General features: G+C 72.8%; 19 protein-coding genes. 8 read left to right on the top strand and 11 right to left on the bottom strand.

Annotation, left to right across the window (positions count from 1 at the left end; translation table 11 throughout):
• Nucleotides 1–249: 249 nt before the first annotated feature.
• Nucleotides 250–3,168 carry a preprotein translocase subunit SecA gene (gene secA / locus ACIRG9_RS01290; RefSeq protein ID WP_402848394.1) on the bottom strand — a complete coding sequence of 973 codons (2,919 nt, stop codon included), beginning with the start codon at nucleotides 3,166–3,168 and terminating at the stop codon, nucleotides 250–252.
• Between the two features lie 161 nt (nucleotides 3,169–3,329).
• On the opposite strand from secA, the gene ACIRG9_RS01285 reads away from it, so the two are divergent.
• Both ACIRG9_RS01285 and ACIRG9_RS01280 read left to right on the top strand, forming a co-directional pair.
• Nucleotides 3,330–4,493 (top strand): GNAT family N-acetyltransferase, encoded by a 1,164-nt coding sequence (locus ACIRG9_RS01285; protein WP_402848391.1) that lies wholly within the window; start codon nucleotides 3,330–3,332, stop codon nucleotides 4,491–4,493.
• Nucleotides 4,490–5,599, top strand: a complete 1,110-nt coding sequence (locus ACIRG9_RS01280; RefSeq protein WP_402848388.1) for a GNAT family N-acetyltransferase — start codon at nucleotides 4,490–4,492, stop codon at nucleotides 5,597–5,599. Before ACIRG9_RS01285 ends, ACIRG9_RS01280 begins: the two co-directional genes overlap by 4 nt.
• A 38-nt stretch (nucleotides 5,600–5,637) precedes the next feature.
• On the opposite strand, the gene hpf is transcribed toward ACIRG9_RS01280, so the two are convergent.
• From hpf to mtrA, 5 genes are all read right to left on the bottom strand, one after another.
• Entirely contained in the window at nucleotides 5,638–6,318 is a 681-nt protein-coding gene (hpf, locus tag ACIRG9_RS01275; protein ID WP_402848385.1) for a ribosome hibernation-promoting factor, HPF/YfiA family, read from the bottom strand.
• 249 nt (nucleotides 6,319–6,567) lie between these two features.
• Nucleotides 6,568–7,269 (bottom strand): ComF family protein, encoded by a 702-nt coding sequence (locus ACIRG9_RS01270; protein WP_402850204.1) that lies wholly within the window; start codon nucleotides 7,267–7,269, stop codon nucleotides 6,568–6,570.
• A 7-nt stretch (nucleotides 7,270–7,276) separates the two neighbouring features.
• The gene (locus tag ACIRG9_RS01265) at nucleotides 7,277–9,082 is read right to left on the bottom strand and encodes an LpqB family beta-propeller domain-containing protein (RefSeq protein WP_402848382.1); all 1,806 of its coding nucleotides are present in this window, start codon (nucleotides 9,080–9,082) and stop codon (nucleotides 7,277–7,279) included.
• On the bottom strand, nucleotides 9,079–10,812 hold the full coding sequence (mtrB, locus tag ACIRG9_RS01260) for an MtrAB system histidine kinase MtrB (protein ID WP_402850201.1): 1,734 nt from the start codon (nucleotides 10,810–10,812) through the stop codon (nucleotides 9,079–9,081). Before mtrB ends, ACIRG9_RS01265 begins: the two co-directional genes overlap by 4 nt.
• 61 nt (nucleotides 10,813–10,873) lie before the next feature.
• Nucleotides 10,874–11,563 carry an MtrAB system response regulator MtrA gene (mtrA, locus tag ACIRG9_RS01255; RefSeq protein ID WP_091114656.1) on the bottom strand — a complete coding sequence of 230 codons (690 nt, stop codon included), beginning with the start codon at nucleotides 11,561–11,563 and terminating at the stop codon, nucleotides 10,874–10,876.
• A gap of 201 nt (nucleotides 11,564–11,764) precedes the next feature.
• Here mtrA and ACIRG9_RS01250 point away from each other — a divergent pair, with 201 nt between their 5' ends.
• From ACIRG9_RS01250 to ACIRG9_RS01230, 5 genes are read left to right on the top strand one after another with little or no spacing between them, the layout of a single operon-like run.
• A complete protein-coding gene (locus ACIRG9_RS01250; protein ID WP_402848379.1) occupies nucleotides 11,765–12,610 on the top strand; it encodes a hypothetical protein in 846 nt (281 codons plus the stop codon).
• Nucleotides 12,607–13,245 carry a DUF4129 domain-containing protein gene (locus ACIRG9_RS01245; RefSeq protein WP_402848376.1) on the top strand — a complete coding sequence of 213 codons (639 nt, stop codon included), beginning with the start codon at nucleotides 12,607–12,609 and terminating at the stop codon, nucleotides 13,243–13,245. Before ACIRG9_RS01250 ends, ACIRG9_RS01245 begins: the two co-directional genes overlap by 4 nt.
• Nucleotides 13,242–14,531: a DUF4350 domain-containing protein gene (locus ACIRG9_RS01240; protein WP_402848374.1), complete on the top strand. Its 1,290-nt coding sequence runs from the start codon at nucleotides 13,242–13,244 to the stop codon at nucleotides 14,529–14,531. Before ACIRG9_RS01245 ends, ACIRG9_RS01240 begins: the two co-directional genes overlap by 4 nt.
• Nucleotides 14,528–15,517, top strand: a complete 990-nt coding sequence (locus tag ACIRG9_RS01235; RefSeq protein ID WP_402848371.1) for an AAA family ATPase — start codon at nucleotides 14,528–14,530, stop codon at nucleotides 15,515–15,517. The genes ACIRG9_RS01240 and ACIRG9_RS01235 overlap by 4 nt, the downstream gene beginning before the upstream one ends.
• On the top strand, nucleotides 15,514–16,824 hold the full coding sequence (locus ACIRG9_RS01230) for a DUF58 domain-containing protein (protein WP_402848368.1): 1,311 nt from the start codon (nucleotides 15,514–15,516) through the stop codon (nucleotides 16,822–16,824). Before ACIRG9_RS01235 ends, ACIRG9_RS01230 begins: the two co-directional genes overlap by 4 nt.
• 21 nt (nucleotides 16,825–16,845) lie before the next feature.
• Here the strand turns inward: ACIRG9_RS01230 and ACIRG9_RS01225 are convergent, their stop codons facing one another.
• The gene (locus ACIRG9_RS01225) at nucleotides 16,846–17,874 is read right to left on the bottom strand and encodes a stage II sporulation protein M (RefSeq protein ID WP_402848366.1); all 1,029 of its coding nucleotides are present in this window, start codon (nucleotides 17,872–17,874) and stop codon (nucleotides 16,846–16,848) included.
• A gap of 42 nt (nucleotides 17,875–17,916) precedes the next feature.
• On the opposite strand from ACIRG9_RS01225, the gene ACIRG9_RS01220 reads away from it, so the two are divergent.
• A complete protein-coding gene (locus tag ACIRG9_RS01220; protein ID WP_402848363.1) occupies nucleotides 17,917–18,936 on the top strand; it encodes an RDD family protein in 1,020 nt (339 codons plus the stop codon).
• Nucleotides 18,937–18,994: 58 nt separating this feature from the next.
• Here ACIRG9_RS01220 and efeB read toward each other — a convergent pair whose 3' ends face one another.
• The 4 genes from efeB to ahcY all read right to left on the bottom strand — a co-directional run bounded on the left by efeB (nucleotide 18,995) and on the right by ahcY (nucleotide 24,307).
• Nucleotides 18,995–20,308 carry an iron uptake transporter deferrochelatase/peroxidase subunit gene (efeB, locus tag ACIRG9_RS01215; protein WP_402848360.1) on the bottom strand — a complete coding sequence of 438 codons (1,314 nt, stop codon included), beginning with the start codon at nucleotides 20,306–20,308 and terminating at the stop codon, nucleotides 18,995–18,997.
• A 180-nt stretch (nucleotides 20,309–20,488) separates the two neighbouring features.
• Nucleotides 20,489–21,616, bottom strand: coding sequence for an iron uptake system protein EfeO (gene efeO / locus ACIRG9_RS01210; protein WP_402848358.1), 1,128 nt, complete (start codon nucleotides 21,614–21,616; stop codon nucleotides 20,489–20,491).
• A gap of 37 nt (nucleotides 21,617–21,653) precedes the next feature.
• On the bottom strand, nucleotides 21,654–22,526 hold the full coding sequence (efeU, locus tag ACIRG9_RS01205) for an iron uptake transporter permease EfeU (protein ID WP_402848355.1): 873 nt from the start codon (nucleotides 22,524–22,526) through the stop codon (nucleotides 21,654–21,656).
• Nucleotides 22,527–22,807: 281 nt separating this feature from the next.
• Nucleotides 22,808–24,307, bottom strand: a complete 1,500-nt coding sequence (gene ahcY / locus ACIRG9_RS01200; RefSeq protein ID WP_402848353.1) for an adenosylhomocysteinase — start codon at nucleotides 24,305–24,307, stop codon at nucleotides 22,808–22,810.
• Between the last annotated feature and the right edge of the window lie 249 nt (nucleotides 24,308–24,556).

Genomic DNA, 24,556 nt, shown 5'->3' with positions numbered 1-24,556 from the left:
TGAGACGCCGCTGGCACCAGCCCAGCGCCGCCGGCCCCGCCGGGCTCCCGCGTGATCAACTCGGTATGCCGCAAACGGCGGTATCCAGCGACCCGGAAACCACCGTTCGCCGCACACCGAGACGATCAACCCGGGCACCCCCGCATGGCCAACCTCCGCCACTCGCCGCAAGCCGAATGGACCAGGGATGGCGGGACGCGAACGGGCCCCGGCCGTGGCCGGGGCCCGTTGTCGCTGGTGGAACCGGGGTCAGTTGCCCCCGTTGGGCGCGCCGTGGCACCGCTTGTACTTGCGGCCGGAGCCGCACGGGCAGGGCGCGTTGCGGGAGGGACCCTCACCGGCGTCCGCCTGGCCCGGTGCTGCCCGGCGGGCGGTGTTGGCCGCGACCGCCTGGCCGTTCATCCCGGCGGCTGCCGGGCGCCGGGACGTACCCGACGGGGACGGGGCGGCGGGGCGGGCCGTGCTGTCCGGGTTGCCGATGCCCAGTGCCGGTGCCTGCGCGTCGGCCCGCTCGAGGGCGGGAGCGCCCCGCCCGGCCTCGCCGTCGATGGCCGGCGCCGAGTACTGCAGGCCCTGCTGCTGCGGCGCGCGGTTGAGACCCTTGGCACGGATCTCCACCGGCTTCTCCAGCAGCTGCACCTCCTCCGCCTCCGGCTCGGCCTCCTCGACCTGCACCTCAAGGTTGTAGAGGAAGCCGACCGTCTCCTCCTTGATGCCGTCCATCATGGTGGCGAACATGTCGAAGCCCTCGCGCTGGTACTCGATGACCGGGTCGCGCTGGGCGTACGCCCGCAGGCTGATGCCCTCCTGGAGGTAGTCCATCTCGTAGAGGTGCTCGCGCCACTTGCGGTCGATCACCTGGAGCAGGACCATCCGCTCGAGCTGGCGTACCGCCTCCTCGCCGAGCTGCTCCTCGCGCCGGTCGTACGCGGCGTTCGCGTCCTCCTTGAGGCGGGCGAGCAGGAAGTCCTGGTCGAGGCCGGCCCGGGAGCCCACCTCCTCCTCCAGCTCGTCGACGGTGATGCCCACCGGGTAGAGCTGCTTGAGGCTGGCCCAGAGCTGGTCGAGGTCCCAGTCCTCGGCGTAGCCGTCGCTGGTGGCGCCGATGGCGTACGCGCTCACCACGTCGTCGATCATGTTGCGGACCTGGTCGGAGAGGTCCTCGCCGTTGAGCACCCGGAGGCGCTCGGCGTAGACCACCTGGCGCTGCTTGTTCATCACCTCGTCGTACTTGAGGACGTTCTTCCGGATCTCGGCGTTCTGGCCCTCGATCTGGGCCTGCGCGCTCTTGATCTGGCGGGTGACCATCTTCGACTCGATGGGCACGTCCTCCGGGATGTTGAACCGCTCCATCACGGCCTCGACCGCACCGGCCCGGAAGCGCCTCATCAGCTCGTCCTGGAGCGAGAGGTAGAAGCGGGACTCGCCCGGGTCACCCTGCCGGCCGGCGCGACCGCGGAGCTGGTTGTCGATCCGGCGGGACTCGTGCCGCTCGGTGCCCAGCACGTAGAGGCCACCGGCGGCGGCCACCTCATCGGCCTCGGTGTCGCAGGCCTGCTTCCAGGTGGGCAGGACCTCCTCCATCGCCTTGGCGTACTCCTCCGGCTGCTCGACCGGGTCGAGGCCGCGCTGGCGCAGCTCGCTGGCGGCGAGGAACTCGGCGTTGCCGCCGAGCAGGATGTCCGTACCACGGCCGGCCATGTTGGTGGCGACGGTGACCGCCCCCTTGCGCCCGGCCTGGGCGACGATCTCCGCCTCCTTGGCGTGGAACTTCGCGTTCAGCACCGAGTGCGGGATGCCGCGGCGGCGCAGCAGCTGGGAGAGGATCTCGGAGTTCTCCACCGAGACCGTGCCGACCAGCACCGGCTGGCCCTGCTCGTGCCGCTCGGCGATGTCCTCGACGACGGCGTTGAACTTGGCCTTCTCGGTCTTGTAGATGACGTCCGGGCGGTCGAGACGGACCATCGGCCGGTGCGTCGGGATGGTCACCACACCGACCTTGTAGACCTTGTTGAACTCGCCCGCCTCGGTCTGGGCGGTACCGGTCATGCCGGAGAGCTTCTCGTAGAGCCGGAAGTAGTTCTGGAGGGTGATGGTGGCGAGGGTCTGGTTCTCCTGCTTGATCTCCACCCCCTCCTTGGCCTCGATCGCCTGGTGCATGCCCTCGTTGTAGCGGCGGCCGTGCAGGATGCGACCGGTGAACTCGTCGACGATCAGGACCTCGCCCTCGTTGACGATGTAGTCCTTGTCGCGCTTGTAGAGCTCCTTGGCCTTGATCGCGTTGTTGAGGTAACCGACCAGCGGGGTGTTGACCGACTCGTAGAGGTTGTCGATGCCGAGCCGGTCCTCGACCTTGGCCACACCGCGCTCGGTGATGGCGATGGTGCGCTTGGAGTGGTCGACCTCGTAGTCGCCCTCGCCGTCGGTGCCGGGCTGGAGGCGGGCCACCACGGCGGAGAACTCCTGGTACCAGCGGGCCGAGTGCTCGGCCGGGCCGGAGATGATCAGCGGGGTCCGGGCCTCGTCGATGAGGATCGAGTCGACCTCGTCGACCACCGAGAAGAAGTGACCGCGCTGGACCAGCTCGTCCCGCGACCAGGCCATGTTGTCGCGCAGGTAGTCGAAGCCGAACTCGTTGTTGGTGCCGTAGGTGATGTCGCACTCGTACGCGGCCCGGTGCTCGCTGGACGGCCGGTTGGGCAGCACCACGCCCACGGTGAGGCCGAGGAACTCGTGCACCCGGCCCATCCAGGCGGCGTCGCGCTCGGCCAGGTAGTCGTTCACCGTGACCACGTGCACGCCCTTGCCGGCGAGCGCGTTGAGGTAGACGGGCATGACCGAGGTCAGGGTCTTGCCCTCACCGGTCTTCATCTCGGCGATGTTGCCGAAGTGCAGCGCCGCGCCGCCCATCACCTGGACGTCGTAGGGCCGCTGGCCGAGCACCCGCGAGGCGGCCTCCCGGCACACCGCGAACGCCTCGGGCAGCAGGTCGTCGAGGGTCTCCCCGTCGGCGAGCCGCTCTTTGAACTGGTCGGTCATCCCGCGCAGTTCGTCATCGGTGAGGTTGACGTAGTCGTCCTCGATCGAGTTGACGGCGGCGGCGATGGCCTTGAGCCGACGCACCATGCGACCCTCGCCGGCGCGAAGGACCTTTTCCAGAATCGACACGGATCAACGCTCCCCTAGACGGTCTCGAACCATCGTAGGCGCTCCATCGCGGCGATGGTCAGTGGTGGCGGCGGTCCGGACCGATGAACCCGACATAACGCCCGTCCGGCGCGTCGGCTGGCCGATAATCGGGTTACGCCCAGCGCGAACGGTCCGGCACGATGACTCGGGTGGAGCCCGTGGAAATCATCGAGGACGGCCTGCTGCTTCGTCCCTGGCGGGCGGAGGACGCCGACGCGGTTCACCGCGCCTGCCAGGACCCGGACATTCAGCGCTGGACCAGGGTACCCCGCCCATACCTGCCTGAACACGCCCTCGGCTTCGTCGCCGAGATCAGCCCCGCGGCCTGGGCCGACGGCAGTGGGGCGCCGTTCGCGGTCTGCGACGCCACCACCGGCGAGCTGCTGGCCTCCTGCGGCCTGATCTCGGTCGACCGGGGCCTGGAGAGCGCGGAGATCGGCTACTGGACCGCACCGTGGGCCCGGGGCCGGGGTGTCGCCGTCCGTGCCACCCGGGCGGTCGCCCGCTGGGCCTTCGACGTCGCCAAGCTGCGCCGGCTGATCTGGCAGGCCAAGATCGGCAACCACGCCTCCCGGCTGGTCGCGCTCCGCGCCGGCTTCCGGATCGAGGGCGAGTTGCGGCTCGCCGAGGCGACCGACGGCGGGCATCGGGAGGGCTGGATCGGCTCGCTGCTCCCCGGCGAGGTGCCCGAACCCGGCGATCCCGGTCCCGCCGGCCCGGACACCCTGGCGACCCGCCGGGCCGCCGTGTTCGGCCGCCCGCAGCCCGTCCTGTTCGCCACCGCCGGCACCACCGAGCTGCGGCTACGGTCGTTGGAGGAACGCGACCTCGACGCGGTCGTGACCACCTGCCAGGACGAGCAGACCGTACGGTGGACCAGCGTGCCGCACCCCTACCGGCGGGAGCACGCCGAGAGCTTCCTGGACATCACCCAGGCCGCCTGGGCCCGAGGCACCAGCGCCCCCTACACCGTCGCGGACCCCGACGACCGCTACGTCGCCTCGATCGACCTGCGCATCTTTCCCGCCGATCCGCTGGTCGCCGACGTGGGCTTCATGACCGCGCCGTCCGCCCGGGGCCGGGGCTACCTGCCGGCCGCGCTGGCCGCGCTCTGCGCCTGGGGGTTCACCACGCTCGGCCTGGCCCGGATCGAGTGGCGGGCCAACGTGGGCAACACCGCCTCCCGCCGGGCGGCCGAGAAGGCGGGATTCGTCGTCGAGGGCACCCTCCGCGGCGGTATCCAGCACCGGGGCGAGCGCCGGGACGTCTGGGTGGGCACGCTGCTCCCCGAGGACCTGGTGTGACGCCGGAGACGATCGAGGCGGAGAGGGTGCGGCTGCGGCCGTTCCACCTCGACGACGTCGTGGACACCGCCACCGCCTGCGCGGATCCGGTCACCCGGCGGGGGATCGCCGGCCTGCCGGACCCGTACACCGAGGAGAGCGCCCGGCGGTGGATCACCGAGGGCGCGCCCGCGGCCTGGACCCGCGGCGGCGCGGCGTACGCGATCGCGGAGCCCGGAACCGACCGGTTGCTCGGCGGCATCGACCTCAGCCAGCCGGTGCCGACCCGCGGGCAGTGGGAGATCGGCTACTGGGTGGCGCCGTGGGCACGGCGCCTGGGCGTGGCCACCGCGGCGGCCCGGGCCCTCGCCGAGCACGCCTTCGCCGCCGGCTGCGCCCGCCTGGAGCTGCTCACCGACGAGGAGAACACCGCCAGCCAGCGGGTCGCGCTGGCCGCCGGATTCCGGCACGAGGGGGTACGCCGCGCGGCCGACCCCGGCCGGGGCGGTGACCGAAAGGACCTGGTCGCCTGGGTACGCCTCGCCGACGACCCGCCGGGTCCGGCCGTCCGGCTGCTGCCCGACCTGCCCGACGGTCGGCTCAGCGACGGCGTGGTGACCGTGCGCCGGGTCGCCCCCGGCGACGCGGACCCGCTGCACCGGCTGCACACGTTGCCCGAGGTGGTGGCGAACCGGGTGCCGCCCGTACCACCGGCCCGGGAGTCGATCGAGCGGCGCTGCCGCCTGGCGGAGAGCCACTGGCTGGCCGGCCGCTCGGCCGACCTCGTGATCCTGGACGCGGCGTCCGGCACGACGGCCGGCGGCTGTGCGCTGATGTACGACGAGCCGGCCACCGGCCAGGCCATGCTCGGCTGCAGCATGCTGCCCGAGGCGCGCGGACGGGGGCTGACCACCAGGGCGGTGCGGCTCGTCGCCGGCTGGGCGTTCGACATCGGCCTGGCCCGGCTCTGGGCCGGCACCCGCCCTGAGAACGTCGCCGCCCAACGGGCGCTGGAGAAGATCGGCTTCCGGCGCGAAGGGCTGCTGCGTGGCCGGCTCCCCGGCCCGGACGGCACCCGCACCGACTCGGTCCTTTTCGGCCTGCTCGCGGCGGACCCGCGGGGCTGACGAGGGCCCCGCGTCAGCGGGGCCCTCGTCACTCGTGGTCAGAAGGTGGTGTCGAGCGAGATGATCCCGTAGTCGTAGGCGTGGCGGCGGTAGACCACGCTCGGGCGGCCGGACTCCTTGTCCTGGAACAGATAGAAGTCGTGGCCGACCAGCTCCATCTGGAACAGCGCGTCGTCGACGGTCATCGGCTCCGCGGGATGCACCTTCTCGCGGGCGATGTGCCACGGCTGGTCGTCGTATGTCTCCTGGCCGTCCTCGTCCGGCCGGTCCTCGACGATGGTGGCCTCGTCCGGCCGGTCGGCGACCGCGGTGGCCGCCCGCGCACCGTTCGTCGCGGTCAACCCCGGAACGTCGAGGTCGACGACCGGTAGGCCCGCGGTGGCGGCGGCGACGGAGATCGGCGCATGCCGTCCGCGGTGCACCCGACGCCGGTCGGCCGCCCGGCGGAACCGGGTGTCCAGCTTGGCGATGGCCGTGTCCAGCGCGCTGTAGAAATCACTCGTGCAGGCCTCGGCCCGGATCACCGGGCCCCGCGTCACGCAGGTGATCTCCACCCGCTGGCAGTGATCGGCCTGGCGCGGATTGCGCTCGTGGAACAACTCGACGTCCACGCGAATGAGCTTGTGGTCGTAACGTTCGATCTTCGCGAGCTTTTCTGCGACGTGTACCCGGTAATGGTCCGGCACCTCGACGTTACGGCCCTTGACCACGATGTCCACGTGACCTCCCTTGTTCGGACGGTCGTTGATCCGGTCCCCGGCCGACCCGCCGCTGGGAGCATCCCGCTCGGCGTCGACCGGTTGGTACGGCTACGCCTCCTTCCCACACCGGGGGTGGCTTGGAGAGCTCCCTACCCCCGACATGAGAACGCTAACTCCTGTTCCCCCAGCAGTCACCCCTCGTTGTCGAGACTGCCCACGAATTTCGCGCAGCTCGTACACCAAGGGGTGAAACGGAAACACGAAGCGTCACCAGGAAGGGCGCTTTTGCGTTGCGGCGAGCACCGCCGCGGCCTTTGGCGTCATTCCCACAGGACGCAAGATCCGGCTCACCGCCGCCAGCGTCGCCCCGGTGGTGACGATGTCGTCGAGCAGCACCACGGGACCGGCCACCGGCGCACCACCGGACCGACGCAACCGGAACGCCGCCTCGGCCGCCGCGGCCCGCCCGGCGCTGTCCAGCACGACCGAGTCCGGCCGGGGCAGCGCGCGCAGCGGCCGGAGCACGCGTACCGGCCAGCCCGCCGCTCGCAGCCGGGCCGCCACGTGGCCGGTCAACCGGCCCAGATGGTCGCCGTAGCGGGTCCGCGCCGCACGCGCGGTGTCCGGCACCGGCACCAGGTTCACCGGCCGCGCCGGTCCCACCGCCGCGGCCACCACCTCGGCGAGCAGCGCCCCCAGCGGCCGGGCCAGCCCGTGCCGGCCCCGCTCCTTGTACGCCAGCAGCCCCTCCCGGAGCGCGCCCGCGTACGGGCCGAGTGCGACGCAGGGAGGCAGGTCGGGCGGGGCCGGATCGGGGCGGGTCGGCGCGGGGTGCAGCGCCTCGAGCTCACCGATGCAGCGCGGGCAGAATCCCTGGGCCAGGCCCTGGACCCGGTCGGCACAACCGGCGCAGCCGGCCGGCAGCACCAGATCCGTCAGGTCCGACCAGAGTCCGCCCAGGCCCCGCACGGACACCTCAGTAGAGGAAGAAGGGGGCGGTGGGGTTGGGTGCCCGGCCGCCCGGCGACGCCGACGCTTCCGGCAGGTCCAGCACCTGCTCCCGCTTGATGATCTCGAACGGGCTGTTCCGGAAGGCCGCCTTGTTCGCCTCGTACATGAAGGGGGCCAGCGCGCCGACCGGGCCGCCCGCGTACGCGGCCAGCTGGGTCACCTCGGCGCCGATCTGCCGCTTCAGCGGGGTCTCCAGCGCCCCGTCCACCGTGGTCTGGTAGATCGCCGGCCGGCCCGCATCGTTGCCGGCGAAGACCAGCTCGTTCGCCGCGGACCAGTCGACGGCGGTGATCCCGGTGAGCCGGGTGATCAGCCGACGGAGCGGATTCACCGTGACCGCGTCCCCGTCGACACTCAGCGGCGCCACGTAGAGCGCGCCATTGATGACCAGGGCGATCCGGTGCCCGTCGAACGAGCTGGCGACCGCGGTAACCTTACCCGGGACGGACAGCGTGATCTTGGTCATCTGGGCCATGCCGTCGAACTGGTAGAGCTGACGATCGGCCACCACCAGACCGGTCGGATGGCCCTCGTCCAGGGAGCGGAGCCAGGTCGGTTGGCCGACCGACTCGTACTCTTTCTTGCTGGTGTTGAAGAGGGTGACCGGAGCCGGGCCGGAGCCGACCACGAGCCGCTGCCGCTTGTCCGGCCGGGTGACCACCAGCGCCGCCAACACCTCGCCGCCGGCGCGGTTGAGCGCCGCCGACACCACGCTCTTATTGACCGCCTCCGGCAGCGGGACCGGGCCGGACGACTCACCGCCGACGGAGATCGGGTGGATCACACCGTCGTAGATGCAGAATCGCTGGGGAGCGTCGGAGGGGGGGTACAGCGGAACGGTGTCCCTCGCCTGCTTGAGATCGAAGGTGCGCCGGTTCTGGTTCTGGATCTTGAGCTGGAGCTCGCCGGTGAACTCCTGCAACGACCACGCGAGCTGGGTGGCGAGCCGGGACAGCTTCAAGTCGGTCGCATTGGTCATGTTCAGGTTGACTTCCCAGCGGCTGTTCGCGCGGGTGGCGTTGTTGATCAGCCGGGTGTCGGTGGGCAGCTTGGACACCCCCGGCGCGAGCCAGTCGGGCGGGCCGAGGGCGAGCCATTTGACCACCTCGGTCACCCGGCGCTCGTCGGGCACCGTCGACGGCAGGTACCGCTGGTCGGGCACCAGCCGGCTGCTGTCGGAGTTCCAGAAGTAGATGGTGTGGGTGCCGTAGTAGCTGCGCAGGGCATTGTCGCTGAGCAGCAGCAGGTTCGGCGGGTTGGTGAGGTAAAGCCCGGTGCTGCCGGCGTCGGCCGGGCGGAGCCGGAACACGTACTCGGTGTCGCTCACCACCGGCTGCGCCAGGGTGCCGTCGGCGCGCAGCACCCCGACCTGCTGCACCGGCACGGTGACCACGCTGGTGCCGTCGTTGCTCGGCGGGCTGACCACCGGCTCCTCCCGCAACCGGACCACGGTCAGCTCGACCTCGCTGCTCTGCTGCTTCTCCTTCGGCTGGTCCTGGGACTCCGGCGCGATGAACTTCTTGACCCGGGCGTACGCCTGCTCGCGCTCGCCGGCGGCCGCGGAGAGGTAGTTGCGGACGAACTGGGCGGGATCGCTGCTGGCCGCCTGGCCCGGTGGCTCGGTGGCGTTGCCGTTGAGCGAATTGGCCTCGGCCGCCGGCTCGGGGCGGCCGTCCACCTGCACCTCGGTCTCGTTGGGGATGCCGCAGCCGGCCAGCCCGGCGGGCAGGATCACGCCGGCCAGCAGCGCCGCCAGCACCCCACGCCTCATGACACCACCTCCGCTCGGCCGGCCTCCTCAGCCGACCCCGTGGCCGGCGCCCCCGCCCCGCTCGGCCCGATGGCCAGCGCCCCCGCGGCGCCCGGCCGGATGGCCAACAGCCCACCGTCCCGGGGGCCGCCGAACGGCAGTGGGGCGTCGGACGGCACCAGCCGCAACGGCGAGGTGGTCAGCCGGTCGCCGGCCCGCGCCGGGAGCGTCAGCCGGAACTGGGCGCCCTGCCCGGGCGCGCCCCACGCCTCCAGCCAACCGCCGTGCAGCCGGGCGTCCTCCAGGCTGATCGAGAGTCCGAGGCCCGTGCCGCCGGTCTGCCGGGCCCGGGACGGGTCGGCCCGCCAGAACCGGTTGAACACCAGCTTCTCCTCGCCCGGCTTGAGCCCCACGCCGTGGTCCCGCACGGTGATCGCCACCGCGCTCTGGTCCATCCCCAGCGTGATCCGCACCGGCTTGCCCTCGCCGTGCTCGACCGCGTTGCCGACCAGGTTGCGCAGCACCCGCTCGACCCGGCGCGGGTCCACCTCGGCGATCACCGGCGGGTCCGGCACGTCCAGCTCGATGGCCACCCCCACCCGTTCGGCCAGCCCGGCCAGCCGCTCGGTCACCCGGTGCACCACCGGCACCAGGTCGGTCGGCTCGGCGTCCAGCATCGCGAAGCCGGCGTCGAAGCGGCTGATCTCCAGCAGGTCGGTGAGCAGCTCCTCGAACCGGTCCAGCTCGGCCTGGAGCAGCTCGGCGCTACGGGCCACCGCCGGGTCGAACTCGTCGCGCTCGGCGAAGATCAGGTCGGCGGCCATCCGGACCGTGGTCAGCGGCGTACGCAGCTCGTGCGAGACGTCCGAGGTGAACCGGCGCTGCAACCGGGACATCTCCTCCAGCCGGAGGATCTGCCGTTGCAGGTTCGTCGCCATCTGGTTGAACGAGGCGGCCAGCAGGGCCAGGTCGTCCTCGCCGTTGACCACCATCCGCTGGTCGAGCAACCCGGCGGAGAGTCGCTGGGCGGTCCGGGCGGCCACCCGTACCGGGGTCACCACCAGCCGGGTGACCAGGGCGGCGAGCAGGCCGAGCAGGAGGACCAGGGCGGTGCCGGTGGCGACCACGGTGGCCCGGGCGTCGGCGGCGGTGGCGTCCTGCCGGGCCAGCGGCACGAGGTAGTAGAGCTCCAGCTGCCCGAACTGGGTCGGCACCGGTGAGCCGTAGACGAGGTACTTGGTGCGTTGATCGCCCAGGACACCGGTGCGGATCTGGTGGGCGACGTTGCCGGCGGCGACGGAGGCCCGCAGCTCCGGGCCGATCAGCGGGCGTACCTCGACCTCCGGGGAGGTGCGCGGCGCGATGACCCCGTTGGTGTTGTCCTCGATGATCGCCACCACCACGCCACTGGTCTGCGCCGGGTCACCACCGGCCAGATAGTTGACCGTGCCGCCGATGGTGTCCTGGAGCTGCGCCTCCTCCGCCCGGTTGTAGAGGTTGAACTGCTTCGAGGCGTAGTCGCTGCCGTTCTTCAGCCGCTCAAGGACGTCGGTCCTGGCGTTCTCCAGCAGGATGCCGGTGATCTTGTCGGCGATCAGGTAGGCGAAGCCGCCCACCAGTAGGCTGGACACCACCAGTGTGATGGTCACCACACGAAGCTGGAGCGACCGCCGCCAGGCGCCGTGCAGGCCGGAGACCAGCCTGGTCGCCCAGCCGGAGAGGGCATGCCACAACACCCGCGCCAGGCGCAGCCAGCGGAACGCGGGGGTCGGCGAATCGGGGGGCCGGAGGGTCACCACAGTGACCACCAGGCTATCCGGTGCCCGCCTTGTAGCCCACGCCGCGCACGGTGAGGATGATTTCGGGTCGCTCCGGATCCGGCTCGATCTTGGCGCGCAGCCGCTGGACGTGCACGTTCACCAGGCGGGTGTCGGCGGCGTGCCGGTAGCCCCAGACCTGCTCCAGCAGCACCTCGCGGGTGAAGACCTGACGCGGCTTGCGGGCGAGCGCGACCAGCAGGTCGAACTCCAGCGGAGTCAGCTTCACCTCCTCGCCGTCCCGGCTGACCGTGTGCGCCGGCACGTCGATCGAGATCTGGTTGCCGGGCGGGCCGATGGTGAGCAGCTCGGGCGCCACGTCCTCACCCCGGCGCAGCCGGGCCCGCATCCGGGCCACCAGCTCCTTGGGCTTGAACGGCTTCACCACGTAGTCGTCGGCCCCGGACTCCAGCCCGAGCACCACGTCGACGGTGTCGCTCTTGGCGGTCAGCATGACGATCGGCACGCCGGACTCGCCCCGGATCGCCCGGGCCACGTCAATTCCGCTCATACCGGGCAGCATCAGGTCGAGCAGGACGATATCGGGCCGGCTCTCCCGGAACGCGGCCAGCGCCCGTTCCCCGTCAGCGACGAAGGAGGGCACGAAGCCCTCGCTGCGCAGCACGATGCCGAGCATCTCGGCGAGCGCGGGGTCGTCGTCGACCACCAGTACCCGGGCTCTCATGGGGTTTATCGTTCCATCCCCGTTCCGTTCGAAGGTTTCGGCGTCATCACGGCACCGTACTGCGGCCTGCGGCCCCGCACCACAGCCCTCCCGCGTGGCGCGCCACGGCGGACAGGTCCACCGGAGCAGGACCAGCCATGCAACCATGATCCCTCGGGTGCCTCGCCGCCCGCCACCACCGCTCGTCCGCCAGGAGTACGCGTGTCCGACGCCGGCCCGACCGCAGTGCTCCCGCGCCGCCCACTGGCGTTGGGTGAGCTGCTGGACTCGGCCGTCCTACTGCTACGCGGCCAGGCGCGGCTGCTGATCCCGCTCGCCGTCCTGCTCGCCGTCGGCGAGCAACTGCTGCTGTACCCGCTGCGGCTGTTGGCCGACGCCGAGCCGCCCGTCTGGTGGTTCGACGCCGGCAGATTCGGCTGGTACTGGCTGCTGCTGGCGATCGGCGCCGGGACCGAGGCGCTGATCATCGCCCTGCTCGGCAACCCGGCCGCCCGGGGTGCCGCGGCGGCGCTGCTCGGCCGCCGGGCCGGGCCGGTCGAGCTGCTGCGCCCGGCCGGGGCCCGGTGGGGCGCGACCCTGCTGTCCACGGCGGCGGTCGGGCTCACCGTATGTTTCGCCGGGCTGGCCGGGCCGGCCTGGTTCGCCGCGTACGGGCTGCTCGGCGCCGTCGTCCCGGTGCTGGTGGTGGACCGGGTCCCGGCGTACCGGGCACCGTGGCGCGCACTCACGCTCGCGGTACGCGTCGGTGGACGGTTCGCCGGCATCCGGCTCCTCGGCTACCTCGGCTGGTGGCTGATCCGGCTCAGCATCGGCCTCGGCGCCTACTACGGCCTGCAACTGCTCGGCCTCTTCGACGTCTCCACCTGGGCGCTGCCGGTCGCCACGGTCACCTGGGTCGGCGTGAACGCGCTCGCGTACCCGGCGCTGGCCTGCCTCGACGCGGTGCTGCACCTGGAGACCCGGATGCGCACCGAAGGGCTGGACATCCGGCTCTCCCGCGCCCCGGCCGGGGCACCGGAGCCCGTCCTACTGGCGGTGCGGCGGTGAGCCGCTGGTGGACCGAGACGGTCGCCGCGCTCGGAGACGCCGTACCGCTGCCGCTGGCCGCGCTGCTCCTGCTGCTCGCCGCGCTGCTGGCCGCCCTGGCCTGGCACTTCTTCCCGGCCTGGGTGCCCAGCCGGCTACCCCGGCCACACCTGCCCCGCCTGCGCCTCCCCCGGGTCCGGCTGCCCCGCCTACGGCTGCCCCGGATGCGGCTGCCGAAGCTCCGGGTGCCGCGACTGCGTCGCCGCCGGCCGAAGCCCCGGTCGACGGACGACGCTCCGCCGGTGCCCGCGCCCCGCGCACCCGAGCCGGTGGCCGCCGCGTCCGGCAGCCACGCCGACCGGCTGGCCGCCCAGGGCCGGTACGCCGAGGCCGTCCGGGAACGGCTCCGCGCCATGGTCCGCGAACTGGTCGACCGGCGGATCGTCGAGATACGGCCCGGGATGACGGTCACCGAACTGACCACGGCGGCGGCCCACGTCCGCCCCCGGGTACACCCCACCCTGCACGCCGCCGCCACGATCTTCTCCGACCTCTGGTATGCCCAACGACCGGCCACCCGGGAGCACGACCACCGGATGCGCGACCTCGCCACCGACCTGCATCGCGAGCTGACCGGGGAGGGTGAGCACCGGTGACCGCCACCCTCGACCCGCCCCGCCCGGTCGCCCCGGCCCGCACCCGACGCCGCCGGCACCAGCTGCTGATCCCGTTCGGGCTGGCCGTGCTGCTGATCGTGGCCACCCTGGTCTTCCACGCCGTCGACCAGCCCGACGCCACCGACCGGGACTTCGTCTCCCCGGCCGCCACCGGCGACGACGGCGGCAGCAAGCTGGCCGAGGCGCTGCGCGAGCAGGGCGTGACCGTACGCCGCGAGACCGACACCTGGCAGGCGCTGCGCGCCGCCCAGGCCGGCCCGACGACGCTCTTCGTACCGGCCCCGGATCTGGTGCCCTCGAATCTCGTCGCCGGCCTGGCCGACCTGCCACCCGGCAGCCGGCTGGTGCTGGTCGACCCGTCCCGGTGGGTGCTCGCGAGGCTGGACGTGCCGCTGACGCCGACCGATCGTCGGTGGGCCACCCGGGCCACCGTCCCGGACGCCGACGGCAGTCGCTGCCCCCTCGCGGAAGCCGACCGCGCCGGCACCGCCGCCGCCGACCGGCAGCGCTACGAGGCCCGGGGCAGCACGGCCATCGACCGCTGCTACTCCGGCGGGCTGGTCCGGCTGCGCTGGAGCGCCGAGGTGGTGGTGATCGGGGCCAGCGACCCGTTCCGCAACGACCGGATCGACGAGTGGGGCAACCGTGCCCTCGCCACCGGCCTGCTCGGCGGCGACCGCCGGCTGGTCTGGCTCGACCTGCCCGGCCGGGCCGCCGCACCCGACGGGCCGGGCTGGGAACCCGGCAACGGAGGCGACGGCCCGCAGAACCGCCCGTCCCCGCGGCCCCGCAAGCAGGCGGAGCGCCCGCAGCACCAGGAAAACCCGCTCTGGGGCGCCTTCCCGACCTGGTTCTGGGCCCTGCTGGTCCAACTCGCCCTGGCCGGGCTGCTGCTGATGCTCTGGCGCGCCCGCCGGCTCGGCCCACCCGTACCGGAGCCGCTGCCGGTGACCGTCCCCTCCGCCGAGACGGTGCTCGGCCGGGCCCGCCTCTACCGGCGGGCCGGTGCCCGGGAACACGCCGCCGACACCCTGCGCGCCGCCGCGCTGGCCCGGCTGCGGCCCCGGCTCAACCTGCCGCCCGACACACCACCGGCCGAGGTGGCCGCCCGGGTCGCCGAGTACGCCGGCGAGGACGTCGAGCGGGTGGGGGAACTGCTGCACGGCGGCGCGCCGACCACCGACCAGGAACTGCTGGAGCTGGCCCGCGACCTGGACGTGCTGACCCGTACCCTCGTCCACCCGACCGAAGGAGATCCCCGGTGACCGGACCCGTCTTCGCCGCCGCGCCGGCCGTCGCACAGCCCGACGCCCGCGCCGCCCTGCACCGGCTGCGGGCCGAGGTGGCCAAGGCCGTCGTCGGGCAGGACAACGTGGTCACCTGCCTGGTGATCGCGCTGCTCTGCCGCGGACACGTGCTGCTGGAGGGCGTGCCCGGGGTAGCCAAGACCCTGCTCATCCGGACCGTGGCCGCCGCGCTCGACCTGCAGTCCAAGCGGGTCCAGTTCACCCCCGACCTGATGCCCGGCGACGTCACCGGGTCACTGATCTTCGACCCGCGCACCGCCGCGTTCACCTTCCGGGAGGGGCCGGTCTTCACCAACCTGCTCCTCGCCGACGAGATCAACCGGACGCCGCCGAAGACCCAGTCGGCGCTGCTGGAGGTGATGGAGGAGCGGCAGGTCTCCGTCGAGGGCGAGCGCCGCCCGCTGCCCGAGCCGTTCATCGTCGCCGCCACCCAGAACCCCGTCGAGTACGAGGGCACCTACCCGCTGCCCGAGGCACAGCTCGACCGGTTCCTGCTCAAGCTGACCGTGCCGCTGCCCAACCGGGACGAGGAACTGGGCGTGCTCCGCGCGCACCACGCCGGCTTCGACCCGCGCGACCTGCACGCCGCCGGCGTACGCCCGGTGGCCACCGCCGCCGACCTGGCCGCGGCCCGGGAGGCGGTCCACCGGGTGCACGTCGCCGAGCCGGTGCTCGGCTACATCGTGGACCTGTGCCGGGCCACCCGGGCCACCCCGGCCCTCGAACTGGGCGCCTCACCGCGAGGCGCCACCGCGCTGCTCAGCGCCGCCAAGGCGTGGTCCTGGCTGGCCGGCCGGGACCACGTGACCCCGGACGACGTGAAGGCGGTGGTCCGGCCCACCCTGCAGCACCGGCTCCGGCTGCGTCCCGAGGTCGAACTGGAGGGCGTGAGCGTCGACACGGTGCTGGACGCGGTGCTGGCCACCGTGCCGACCCCCCGATGACCTGGCGGGCGGCGCTGCTGCTCGCGGCGGGCGCGGTCACCCTGCCGGCCTGGCCGGCGCCGTTCCTCGGCGTCGCCGTGATGACCGGTGCGGTGCTGCTGCTCGTCGCCCTCGACTGGGTCCTCGCGACGCCACTGCACGCGCTCACCGCCACCCGCACCGGCGACCGGACGGTCCGGCTGGGCGGCACCGCCAGCGTCACCCTGCACCTGACCAACACCTCCGTCCGTACGCTGCGCGCCCAGGTACGCGACGCGTGGGTGCCCTCGGCGGGGGCCCGGCCGGACGTACCGCCGGGGCGGCTGCTGACGGTCGAGCCCGGTGGCACGGCCGAACTGCCGGTCCGCCTCACCCCGGTGCGACGCGGCGACCGACCCGCGGCGGCGCTCACCGTCCGCTCCCTCGGGCCGCTGCGGCTGGCGTTCCGGCAACGCACCGGCCGGCCCGGCACACCACCGTGGACGCTGCGCGTGCTGCCCCGCTTCGACTCCCGGCGGCACCTGCCGGAGAAGCTGGCGAAACTGCGGATCATCGACGGCGTCCAGGTGACCCGGGGACGCGGTCAGGGCACCGAGTTCGACACCCTGCGCGAGTACGTGGTCGGCGACGACGTGCGCTCGATCGACTGGCGGGCCAGCGCGCGCCACTCGGACGTGCTGGTACGCACCTGGCGGCCGGAGCGGGACCGGCGGCTGGTCTGCGTGCTGGACACCGGCCGCACCTCCGCCGTGCGCCTCGGGGACGAGCCCCGGCTGGACACCGCGATCGACGCGGCGCTGCTGCTCACCGCGCTCGCCACCCGGGCCGGTGACCGGGTCGACCTGCTCGCCGCCGACAGCGCGGTCCGGGCGGCGATGGCCGGCAGCGGCCGGCCCGCCCTGCTCACCAGGCTGGTGAACGCGCTCGCCCCGCTCCAACCGGCGCTGGTGGAGACCGACTTCGAGCTGATCGCCGGCGAGGTGCTGCGCCGGGAACGGCGGCGCAGCCTGGTGGTGCTCTTCACCGCCCTGGAGGCGGGCCCACTCGGCGAGGGCCTGCTACCGGTGCTGCCCCGACTGGCCGCCCGACACCGGGTGGTGATCGCGGCGGCCCACGACCCGGTGCTCACCCGGCTCACCGCCGCCCCGCCGACCGGACCGGACGACGCGTACGCCGCCGCGGCGGCCTGGCGAGCGCTGGCCGAGCGGGACCGGGTCCGGACCGCCCTGTCCCGGCACGGTGTGACCGTGGTGGACGCCCCCGCCGGCCGCCTCGCCCCGGCGCTCGCCGACACCTACCTCCGCCTCAAGTCCCTCGGCCAGCTCTGACCCGGATCCCGCCCCCCGGTTTCACCGGAGGAGTCGCTGTTCCGCACCGCCGGACCACTCCCGCCGTGCGGCCGCGGCCTCCGCCGGGGCGGCTCCCGTCGACCCCGCTCTCGTGGACGCGGCGCGGCGGCCGAGGAGCAGGGCGTACGCCAGAAAGGCCAGCCAGACCGTGGCGCCGACGGCGACGCGGACGGCGACCGGCACCGGCGCCGGGGTCACGAACGCCTCCAGCAGCGCGGAGACCGCGAACAGCCCGACCAGTCCGGCGGCGACCACGATCGCCGACCGGCCCGCCTCGGCGACCGCCCGCCCCCGGCTGAGCTGGGCCGGCGGCGCGATCCACGCCCACGCGGTACGCAGCCCGACCCCGGCCGCCACGAAGATCCCGGTCAGTTCGAGCAGCCCGTGCGGGGTGATCAGACCGAAGAAGACGTCGGCCCGGCCGTAGGAGATCATCACGCCGCCGACCACGCCCACGTTCAACGCGTTCTGCCACAGCAGCCAGAGCACCGGCACCACCAGCACCCCGGACGCCAGGCACTGCGCGGCCAGCCAGGCGTTGTGCGTCCACAGGTGGAAGGCGAAGGTCGGCGCGGAGAACTCGGTGTAGTAGCCGGCGAAGCCCGAGTCGACGAGTTCCTTGGCGGCGTCCTCGCCGACGAACACGGCGGCGGTGTCCGGGTGGCCGGCGACGAACCACATGAGGAAGAAACTCAGCGCGCTGAACCCGGTGGCCACCCCGCACCACCACGGCCACGCCCGGTAGAGCGCGGCCGGCAGGTCGGCGAGGAGGAACCGGCCCACCGCCGCCCAGGACGGCCGGGGGCGGCCGATGATGCGGGCGCGGGCCGCGAGCACCAGATGGGACAGACGGTTGACCAGCACCGGGTCGGGTGAGCGGCTCCGCAGCGCGCCGAGGTGGGTGGCGGCCCGCTGGTAGAGGGCGACCAACTCGTCGACCTCGGCGGCGTCGAGCCGGCGTCGGCCGGTCAACTGCTCCAGCCGCCGCCACTCGGCGCCGTGCGCCGCCACGTACGCGTCGAGATCCACTCTGTCCTCCCCCGTCCGGCGCCAATAGTGTTCACTGTTCGAGTGCGCGCGCAACCTCCTCCACCCGCCGGATGGGCCGACGCCGGTCTGGTCAGCGGCGAGGCGGTCGAGCTGGACATCCGGGCGGCCCGCCTCGGCTCCCGGGTGCTCGCCCTGCTGATCGACCTGGTGGCCCAACTGGTGGCGGCGGTGGTGCTCGGGACGGGGTTGTCGCTGGTGTTGATCGGCCTCGGCGATGTCGTGGACGACGCCGCGTTCGGCGCGTCGCAGACCGTGCTGGTGATCCTCGTGCTGGTCGGCTACCCGGTGCTGATGGAGCGGTTCGTCGGGGGCCGGACGCTGGGCAAGCTGGCCGTGGGGCTGCGGGTGGTCCGGGCCGACGGCGGTCCGGTCGGGGTCGGCCAGTCGGCCACCCGGGCCCTGGTGGGCGTCGCGGTGGAGTGGCCGGGTCTGGTGCTGCCGCTGCTGAGCTGGGCGGCGAGCGTGACGGTGATGCTGACCGACCCGCGCGGGCGGCGGCTGGGCGACCTGGTGGCGGGCACCATGGTGGTGCACACCCGGGGCGCGGGGATGTGGCGGCCCGCCCCGCCGGCCGTACCGCCGCTGCTCGGCTGGGCGGCGGCGCTCGACCTGACCCGGCTGGACGACGGGTTGGCGTTGGCCGTGCGGCAGTACCTCGGCCGGGTGCACCAGCTCGCCGAGCCGGACCGGACCTCGCTGGGGCGGGAGCTGTGGGCCGAGGTCGCAGCGGTCGTCTCGCCACCTCCGCCCTGGGCCGCGCCGGCGCCGGCGTACCTGGCCGCCGTGCTGGCCGAGCGGGGCCGGCGGGCGGCGTACCGGCTGGGGCGTACCCGGGCGGTCACCGCGGCGCTCTGGCCGGAGCTGACCCCGCCACCCCCCGCGGTCGGGCAGCCGCTCGCCCCGGCGCCGGTCGCCGCGCCGGCCGCGACCAGGCTGCGGCCGGCCGCGCCGGCACGCGCCGTCCCCCTCCAGCCCGATCCGGTACGCGGGCAGCCCGCCCGACCCTTCATCGAGATCGACGTGCGGCGCCGCCCCCGCTGAGCCGCCGCCCGCATTCAGACGGAGCGCCGCCCAGCCTGGGCCGGGCGGGTGTGGGACGTCAGGAGAAGAGCGCGCGGCCCCACCAGTCGGCGGCGTCGCGGACGCCCGGCGGGCAGGCGAACAGGCCGCTGGAGACGTGCCGCAGGTACTCGTTCATCGCGTCGTGCCGGGCGAGCCGGGTCTGGATCGGCACGAACTGCTTGCGCGGGTCGCGCTGGTAGGCGATGAAGAAGAGCCCGGCGTCGAGCCGTCCCAGCCCGTCCGAGCCGTCGACGAAGTTGTAGCCGCGCCGCAGCAGGTGCGCGCCGGCGTTCTGGTCCGGGTGGGCGAGCCGGACGTGCGCGGTCTCGGCGATGGCCGGCTGGCCGTCGTCGCTCTTGGCGGCGAAGTCCGGCTCGTCGAACTCGCGGGCCTTGCCGAGCGGCGCGCCACTGCCCTTGGTCCGGCCGACGATCTGCTCCTGCTCCGCGAGGGAACTGCGGTCCCAGGTCTCGATCTGCATCCGGATCTTGCGGGTGACCAGGTACGACCCGCCGGTCATCCAGTCCGGGCCGTCCCCGGGCTGGGCCCAGAGCTGCTCGCGGAGCAGGTTGGTGTCCTCGGCCTTGAGGTTCGCGGTGCCGTCCTTGAAGCCGAACAGGTTACGCGGGGTGGCCTGGTCCCGCGACGTCGACGACGTACGCCCGAAGCCGAGCTGCGACCAGCGGACGCTGACCACGCCCATGCCGATGCGGGCCAGGTTACGGATGGCGTGCACCGCCACCTGCGGGTCGTTGGCGCAGGCCTGGACGCAGATGTCGCCGCCGGAGATCTCCGGCTTGAGCGCGTCCCCGGCGAAGTGCGGCAGGTCGGCCAGCGCGGCGGGACGCCGGTCGGCGATGCCGAACCGGTCCGCGCCCTGGGCGTCGCGGAACAGCGTGGGGCCGAAACCGACGGTGAGGCTGAGCTGCGACGGGGGCAGCCCGAGCGCCTCACCGGTGTCGTCCGGCGGGGCCTCCGGCACGCCGCCGACCGCGCCGATCAGCCCGGCATCCTTGCCGGCGGTCATCCGCGCCGCCGCGGCGGTCCACTCCTGCAACAGCGCGACCAGCTTCGCCCGGTCCTTGGTGATCACGTCGAACGCGACGAAGTGCAACCGGTCCTGGGCCGCAGTGGTGATGCCGGCCTGGTGCTCACCGTGGAACGGCACCGCCGCGGAAGCCGTGTCGCTGGCCGCCGCGTGGTCGCCGCCACGGGCCAGCGCGCCGGCCCCGCCCGCCACCCCGGCCACGCCCGCCACCCCGACCCCGGCCAGGGTGATGGCCCGTCGCCGGGACAGGGTGACACCTCGCGGCGCCGCCGCTGGTGCCGCCTTGCTGTGCTGCTCGCTCATGCCGCCACCTCCCTGCGGTCGGCGTCGTCATGAGGCACAGCCGCGCTGTACTGATGATTCACTCGCTGACGCTCGCTCATGCCACCACCTCCCTGCGGTCGGCGTCGTCATGAGGCACAGCCGCGCTGTACTGATGATTCACTCGCTGACGCTCGCTCATGCCACCGCCTTCACGGGTCGTCACCGGGCGACGACCGCGGCCACCTTGCTGACCGGTTCGGCCAGCGCGTTGATGCTGTCCGAGAGTTCCTTCAGCTCGGCCGCGGTGAGCTCGTTGTGCAGCTTCCAGCCGTCGCCCACCCGGTGCTTCTCGAGGGTCTTCTCGACGTTGGCGAACTCGGCGTCGAGCTGGGAGATCAGCTCGGGCGAGCGCTGCTCCAGCGCCGGGCGCAGCGCGGCGATGGCCGCCTTGGAGCCCTCCAGGTTGGCGCTGAAGTCCCAGAGGTCGGTGTGCGAGTAACGCTCCTCCTCGCCGGTGATCTTGCCGCTGGCGACCTCGTCGAGGAGCCCCTTGGCGCCGTTGGCGAGCTGGAGCGGGGTGAGCTTCTCGGCGTTGGCCTTCTCCACCAGGGCCTTCACGTCGGTGACCAGCTGGTCGGCGATCGGGCCGTCCTTGCTGATGTCGCCGGTCGTCCAGAGGTCCTTCTCAAGGCGGTGGTAGCCGGTCCACTCCATGCCCTCCTCGATGACCTCCTCGCGGCCGTCGATCTTCGGATCGAGGTCGCCGAAGCTCGCCGCCACCGGCTCGATCCGCTCGAAGTAGGAGCGGGCCACCGGGTACAGCGCCTTGGCCTTGGCCACATCACCGGCCTTGACCGCGGCCGCGAACTCCTCGGTCCTGGCCAGGAACGCGTCGGTCTGGCTCTTGACGTACCGCTGGTAGTCGGCGGTGGCCTGGCTCAGCGCGGCGTCGGGCGCGACGGAGGCGGCGGTGCCGCTGACCTTCAGCGCGCCCCGGATGCCCCGGCCGCTCATCCCGGGCTTGCAGGCCGTCTCGTACGTCCCGGCGGCCAGCTCGACGCGCAGCTCGCGGCTCAGCCCGGGGGCGATGTTCTCCACCTCGCCCATCACCCGGTCGCCGGCGGCGTAGACGTAGAACTCGTTGACCTTGGACCCGGAGTTGGTGATGGTGAAGGTCACCTGCCCGGCCTCGACCTCGGTCTCGCCGACCTCGCACGCGGTGTCGGTGGCCTTGACCACGATCGGCCCGCCGGCCTTCGCGTCCTTCTTGTCGGCGCTGCAGCCGGCCAGGCCGGCGACGGCGAGCACCCCGGCGGCGGCGGGCGCGACGAGTCGACTGGTACGCATCGGTGCTGTGTCTCCTATGAGCAGGTGATCGGGGCGGTCAGGCGCGCTGGGGGGCGGGGGCGGGAACGTCGGTCGCGGCCGGCTTGGCCGGGGCAGCCGGCCGGCCCGGCTTGCGCAGGAAGAGCAGCATCACCGGCACCGCGTACGCCACCCAGGCGACCATCTCGAGCACGCTCGGCGCGGGGGTGATGTTGAACATGCCGCTGAGCAGGGTCGCGTACCAGCTGCCCGGGTCGAGCACCGAGGTGATGTCGAAGGCGTGGGTGTTCAGGCCGGGCACCACGTCGGCTTCCTGGAAGTCGTGCACGCCGTACTTGAAGATGCCGGCGGCGACCAGGATCAGCAGCGCGCCGGTCCAGGTGAAGAACTTGCCCAGGTTGAGCCGGAGGGCGCTGCGGTAGAGCAGGAAGCCGATCACCACGGAGGTGGCGATGCCGCCGGCCAGTGCGAGCAGTGGGCCGCGGCCCGTGCCGCCGGCCGCGCTCTCGGCGGCCGAGTAGAAGATCAGTGCGGTCTCCAGGCCTTCCCGGATGACCGCGAGGAAGGCCATCCCGGTCACCGCGAACGCGCCGACGGCGAGCGCCTCGCTGAGCTTGCCCCGCAGCTCACCGGCGATGCTCCGGGCGGCCTTACGCATCCAGAAGATCATGAAGGTGACGAACACCACGGCGGCGACGGAGGTGACGGCGTCGAAGAGTTCACGCTGCTTCGAGGTGTTGAGCAGCGTGGTCGAGGTGTACTCGATCAGCCAGCCGAAGAACACCGACAGCACCACGGCCAGGCCGACCCCGAGCCACACGTGCGGCAGCCGGTTGCGGCGATCCGACTTGACCAGGAACGCGACCAGGATGCTGACCACCAGGGTCGCTTCCAGGCCTTCCCGCAGGCCGATCAGGTACGTGGCGAACATCGGTACTCCGTCGTCGGTTAGGCACGCCTCAGTTAACTTAGGGCAGCCATACCTTCCTACTGATCGGGGGTGGCGTCAAGTCGTTCACGACAACGTCACCCGGTCCGACGGCTGACGGACGCCCCAGCCTCTCCCGCAGGTGGCGAGGGCCACCAGAGTCGTTCGACCCCACCCGATCGGCGGGAGCCGGCGCGCAGCGCCGGAGGAGTCGAGTGTCCGCGTACGCGGAAGGGACCGGGACGGCCGCGCGGCGGCCGACCCCGGTCCCCTCCGGGCGTTGCTCAGTACCGGTAGTGCTCCGGCTTGAACGGGCCCTCCTGCGACACGCCGAGGTAGGCGGCCTGCTCCTTGCTGAGGGTGGACAGCTTGGCGCCGAGCGCGTCCAGGTGCAGCCGGGCGACCTTCTCGTCCAGGTGCTTGGGGAGCACGTACACGCCGACCGGGTAGTCGTCGGTCTTGGTGTAGAGCTCGATCTGGGCGATGGTCTGGTTGGCGAACGAGTTGGACATCACGAAGCTCGGGTGCCCGGTGGCGTTACCCAGGTTCAGCAGGCGACCCTCGGAGAGCACGATGATGGCGTGGCCGTCGTCGAACTTCCAGAGGTCGACCTGCGGCTTGATGTTCTCCCGGGTGACGTCCGAGCGCTTCGCCAGGCCGGCCATGTCGATCTCGTTGTCGAAGTGGCCGATGTTGCCGACGATGGCCTGGTGCTTCATCCGGGCCATGTGCTCGTTGGTGATGACGTCGAAGCAGCCGGTGGCGGTGATGAAGATGTCAGCCCGCTCGACCACGTCGTCCAGGGTGGCGACCTGGTAGCCGTCCATCGCCGCCTGGAGCGCGCAGATCGGGTCGACCTCGGTCACCACGACCCGGGCGCCCTGGCCGCGCAGCGACTCGGCGCAGCCCTTGCCCACGTCGCCGTAGCCGAGCACGACGGCCATCTTGCCGCCGATCAGCACATCGGTGGCCCGGTTGATGCCGTCGATGAGCGAGTGGCGGCAGCCGTACTTGTTGTCGAACTTGCTCTTGGTCACCGAGTCGTTGACGTTGATGGCCGGGAAGAGCAGGGTGCCGTTGCGGTGCATCTCGTAGAGCCGGTGCACGCCGGTGGTGGTCTCTTCGGTGACGCCCTTGATGCTGGCGGCGATCCGGGTCCAGCGCTGGCCGTCCTCGGCGAGCGAACGGTGCAGCACCTCGAGGATGACCGCGTACTCCTCGGAGTCGGCGGACTCGACCGGCGGCACTACGCCGGCCTTCTCGAACTCGGCGCCCTTGTGCACGAGCAGGGTGGCGTCGCCGCCGTCGTCCAGGATCATGTTGGGGCCCTGGCCGTCGGGCCAGGTGAGCACCTGCTCGGTGCACCACCAGTACTCCTGGAGGCTCTCGCCCTTCCAGGCGTAGACCGGGACGCCGGCCGGCGCCTCGGGGGTGCCGTCCGGGCCGACGACGATCGCGGCGGCGGCGTGGTCCTGGGTGGAGAAGATGTTGCAGGACGCCCAACGGACCTGGGCGCCGAGCGCCACCAGGGTCTCGATGAGGACGGCGGTCTGGATGGTCATGTGCAGCGAGCCGGTGATACGGGCGCCGGCGAGCGGCTGCGCGTCGGCGAACTCGCGTCGGATCGCCATCAGTCCGGGCATCTCATGCTCGGCGAGCCGGATCTCCTTGCGCCCGAACTCGGCGAGCGACAGATCCGCCACCTTGTAGTCGCCCTCGGCGAGGGTGGTCGGCCGGGCTCCGGACGACGCGCCGCTAGGGGCCGCCGGGAGGGTACTGGTCATCGAAGCTCCTGTCGAACGAAGTGCTGCGCAGCCTTCCACCTTACGCGCGTGGAACGCGCCGGCTGGGCCCGGTTGGACAGCGATCGGCGTCGCGGGCGCCCGGGCCGCGTTGGTCGAGGACAATGGCCCGGCCGGCGGACAGCGCACGGGGCGGTCGGTCGTGAACGAACTCTCCGCCCACGGCCCGGCCGCCCCGTGCATCCCCCCGGTTTGGTTCCCCGCGCGTTACCGAGACCTTCGTCGCGACAA

The organism is Micromonospora sp. NPDC093277 (assembly GCF_044765245.1).
Lineage (GTDB): Bacteria > Actinomycetota > Actinomycetes > Mycobacteriales > Micromonosporaceae > Micromonospora.
This window is presented reverse-complemented; position numbering and strand designations above follow the sequence as displayed.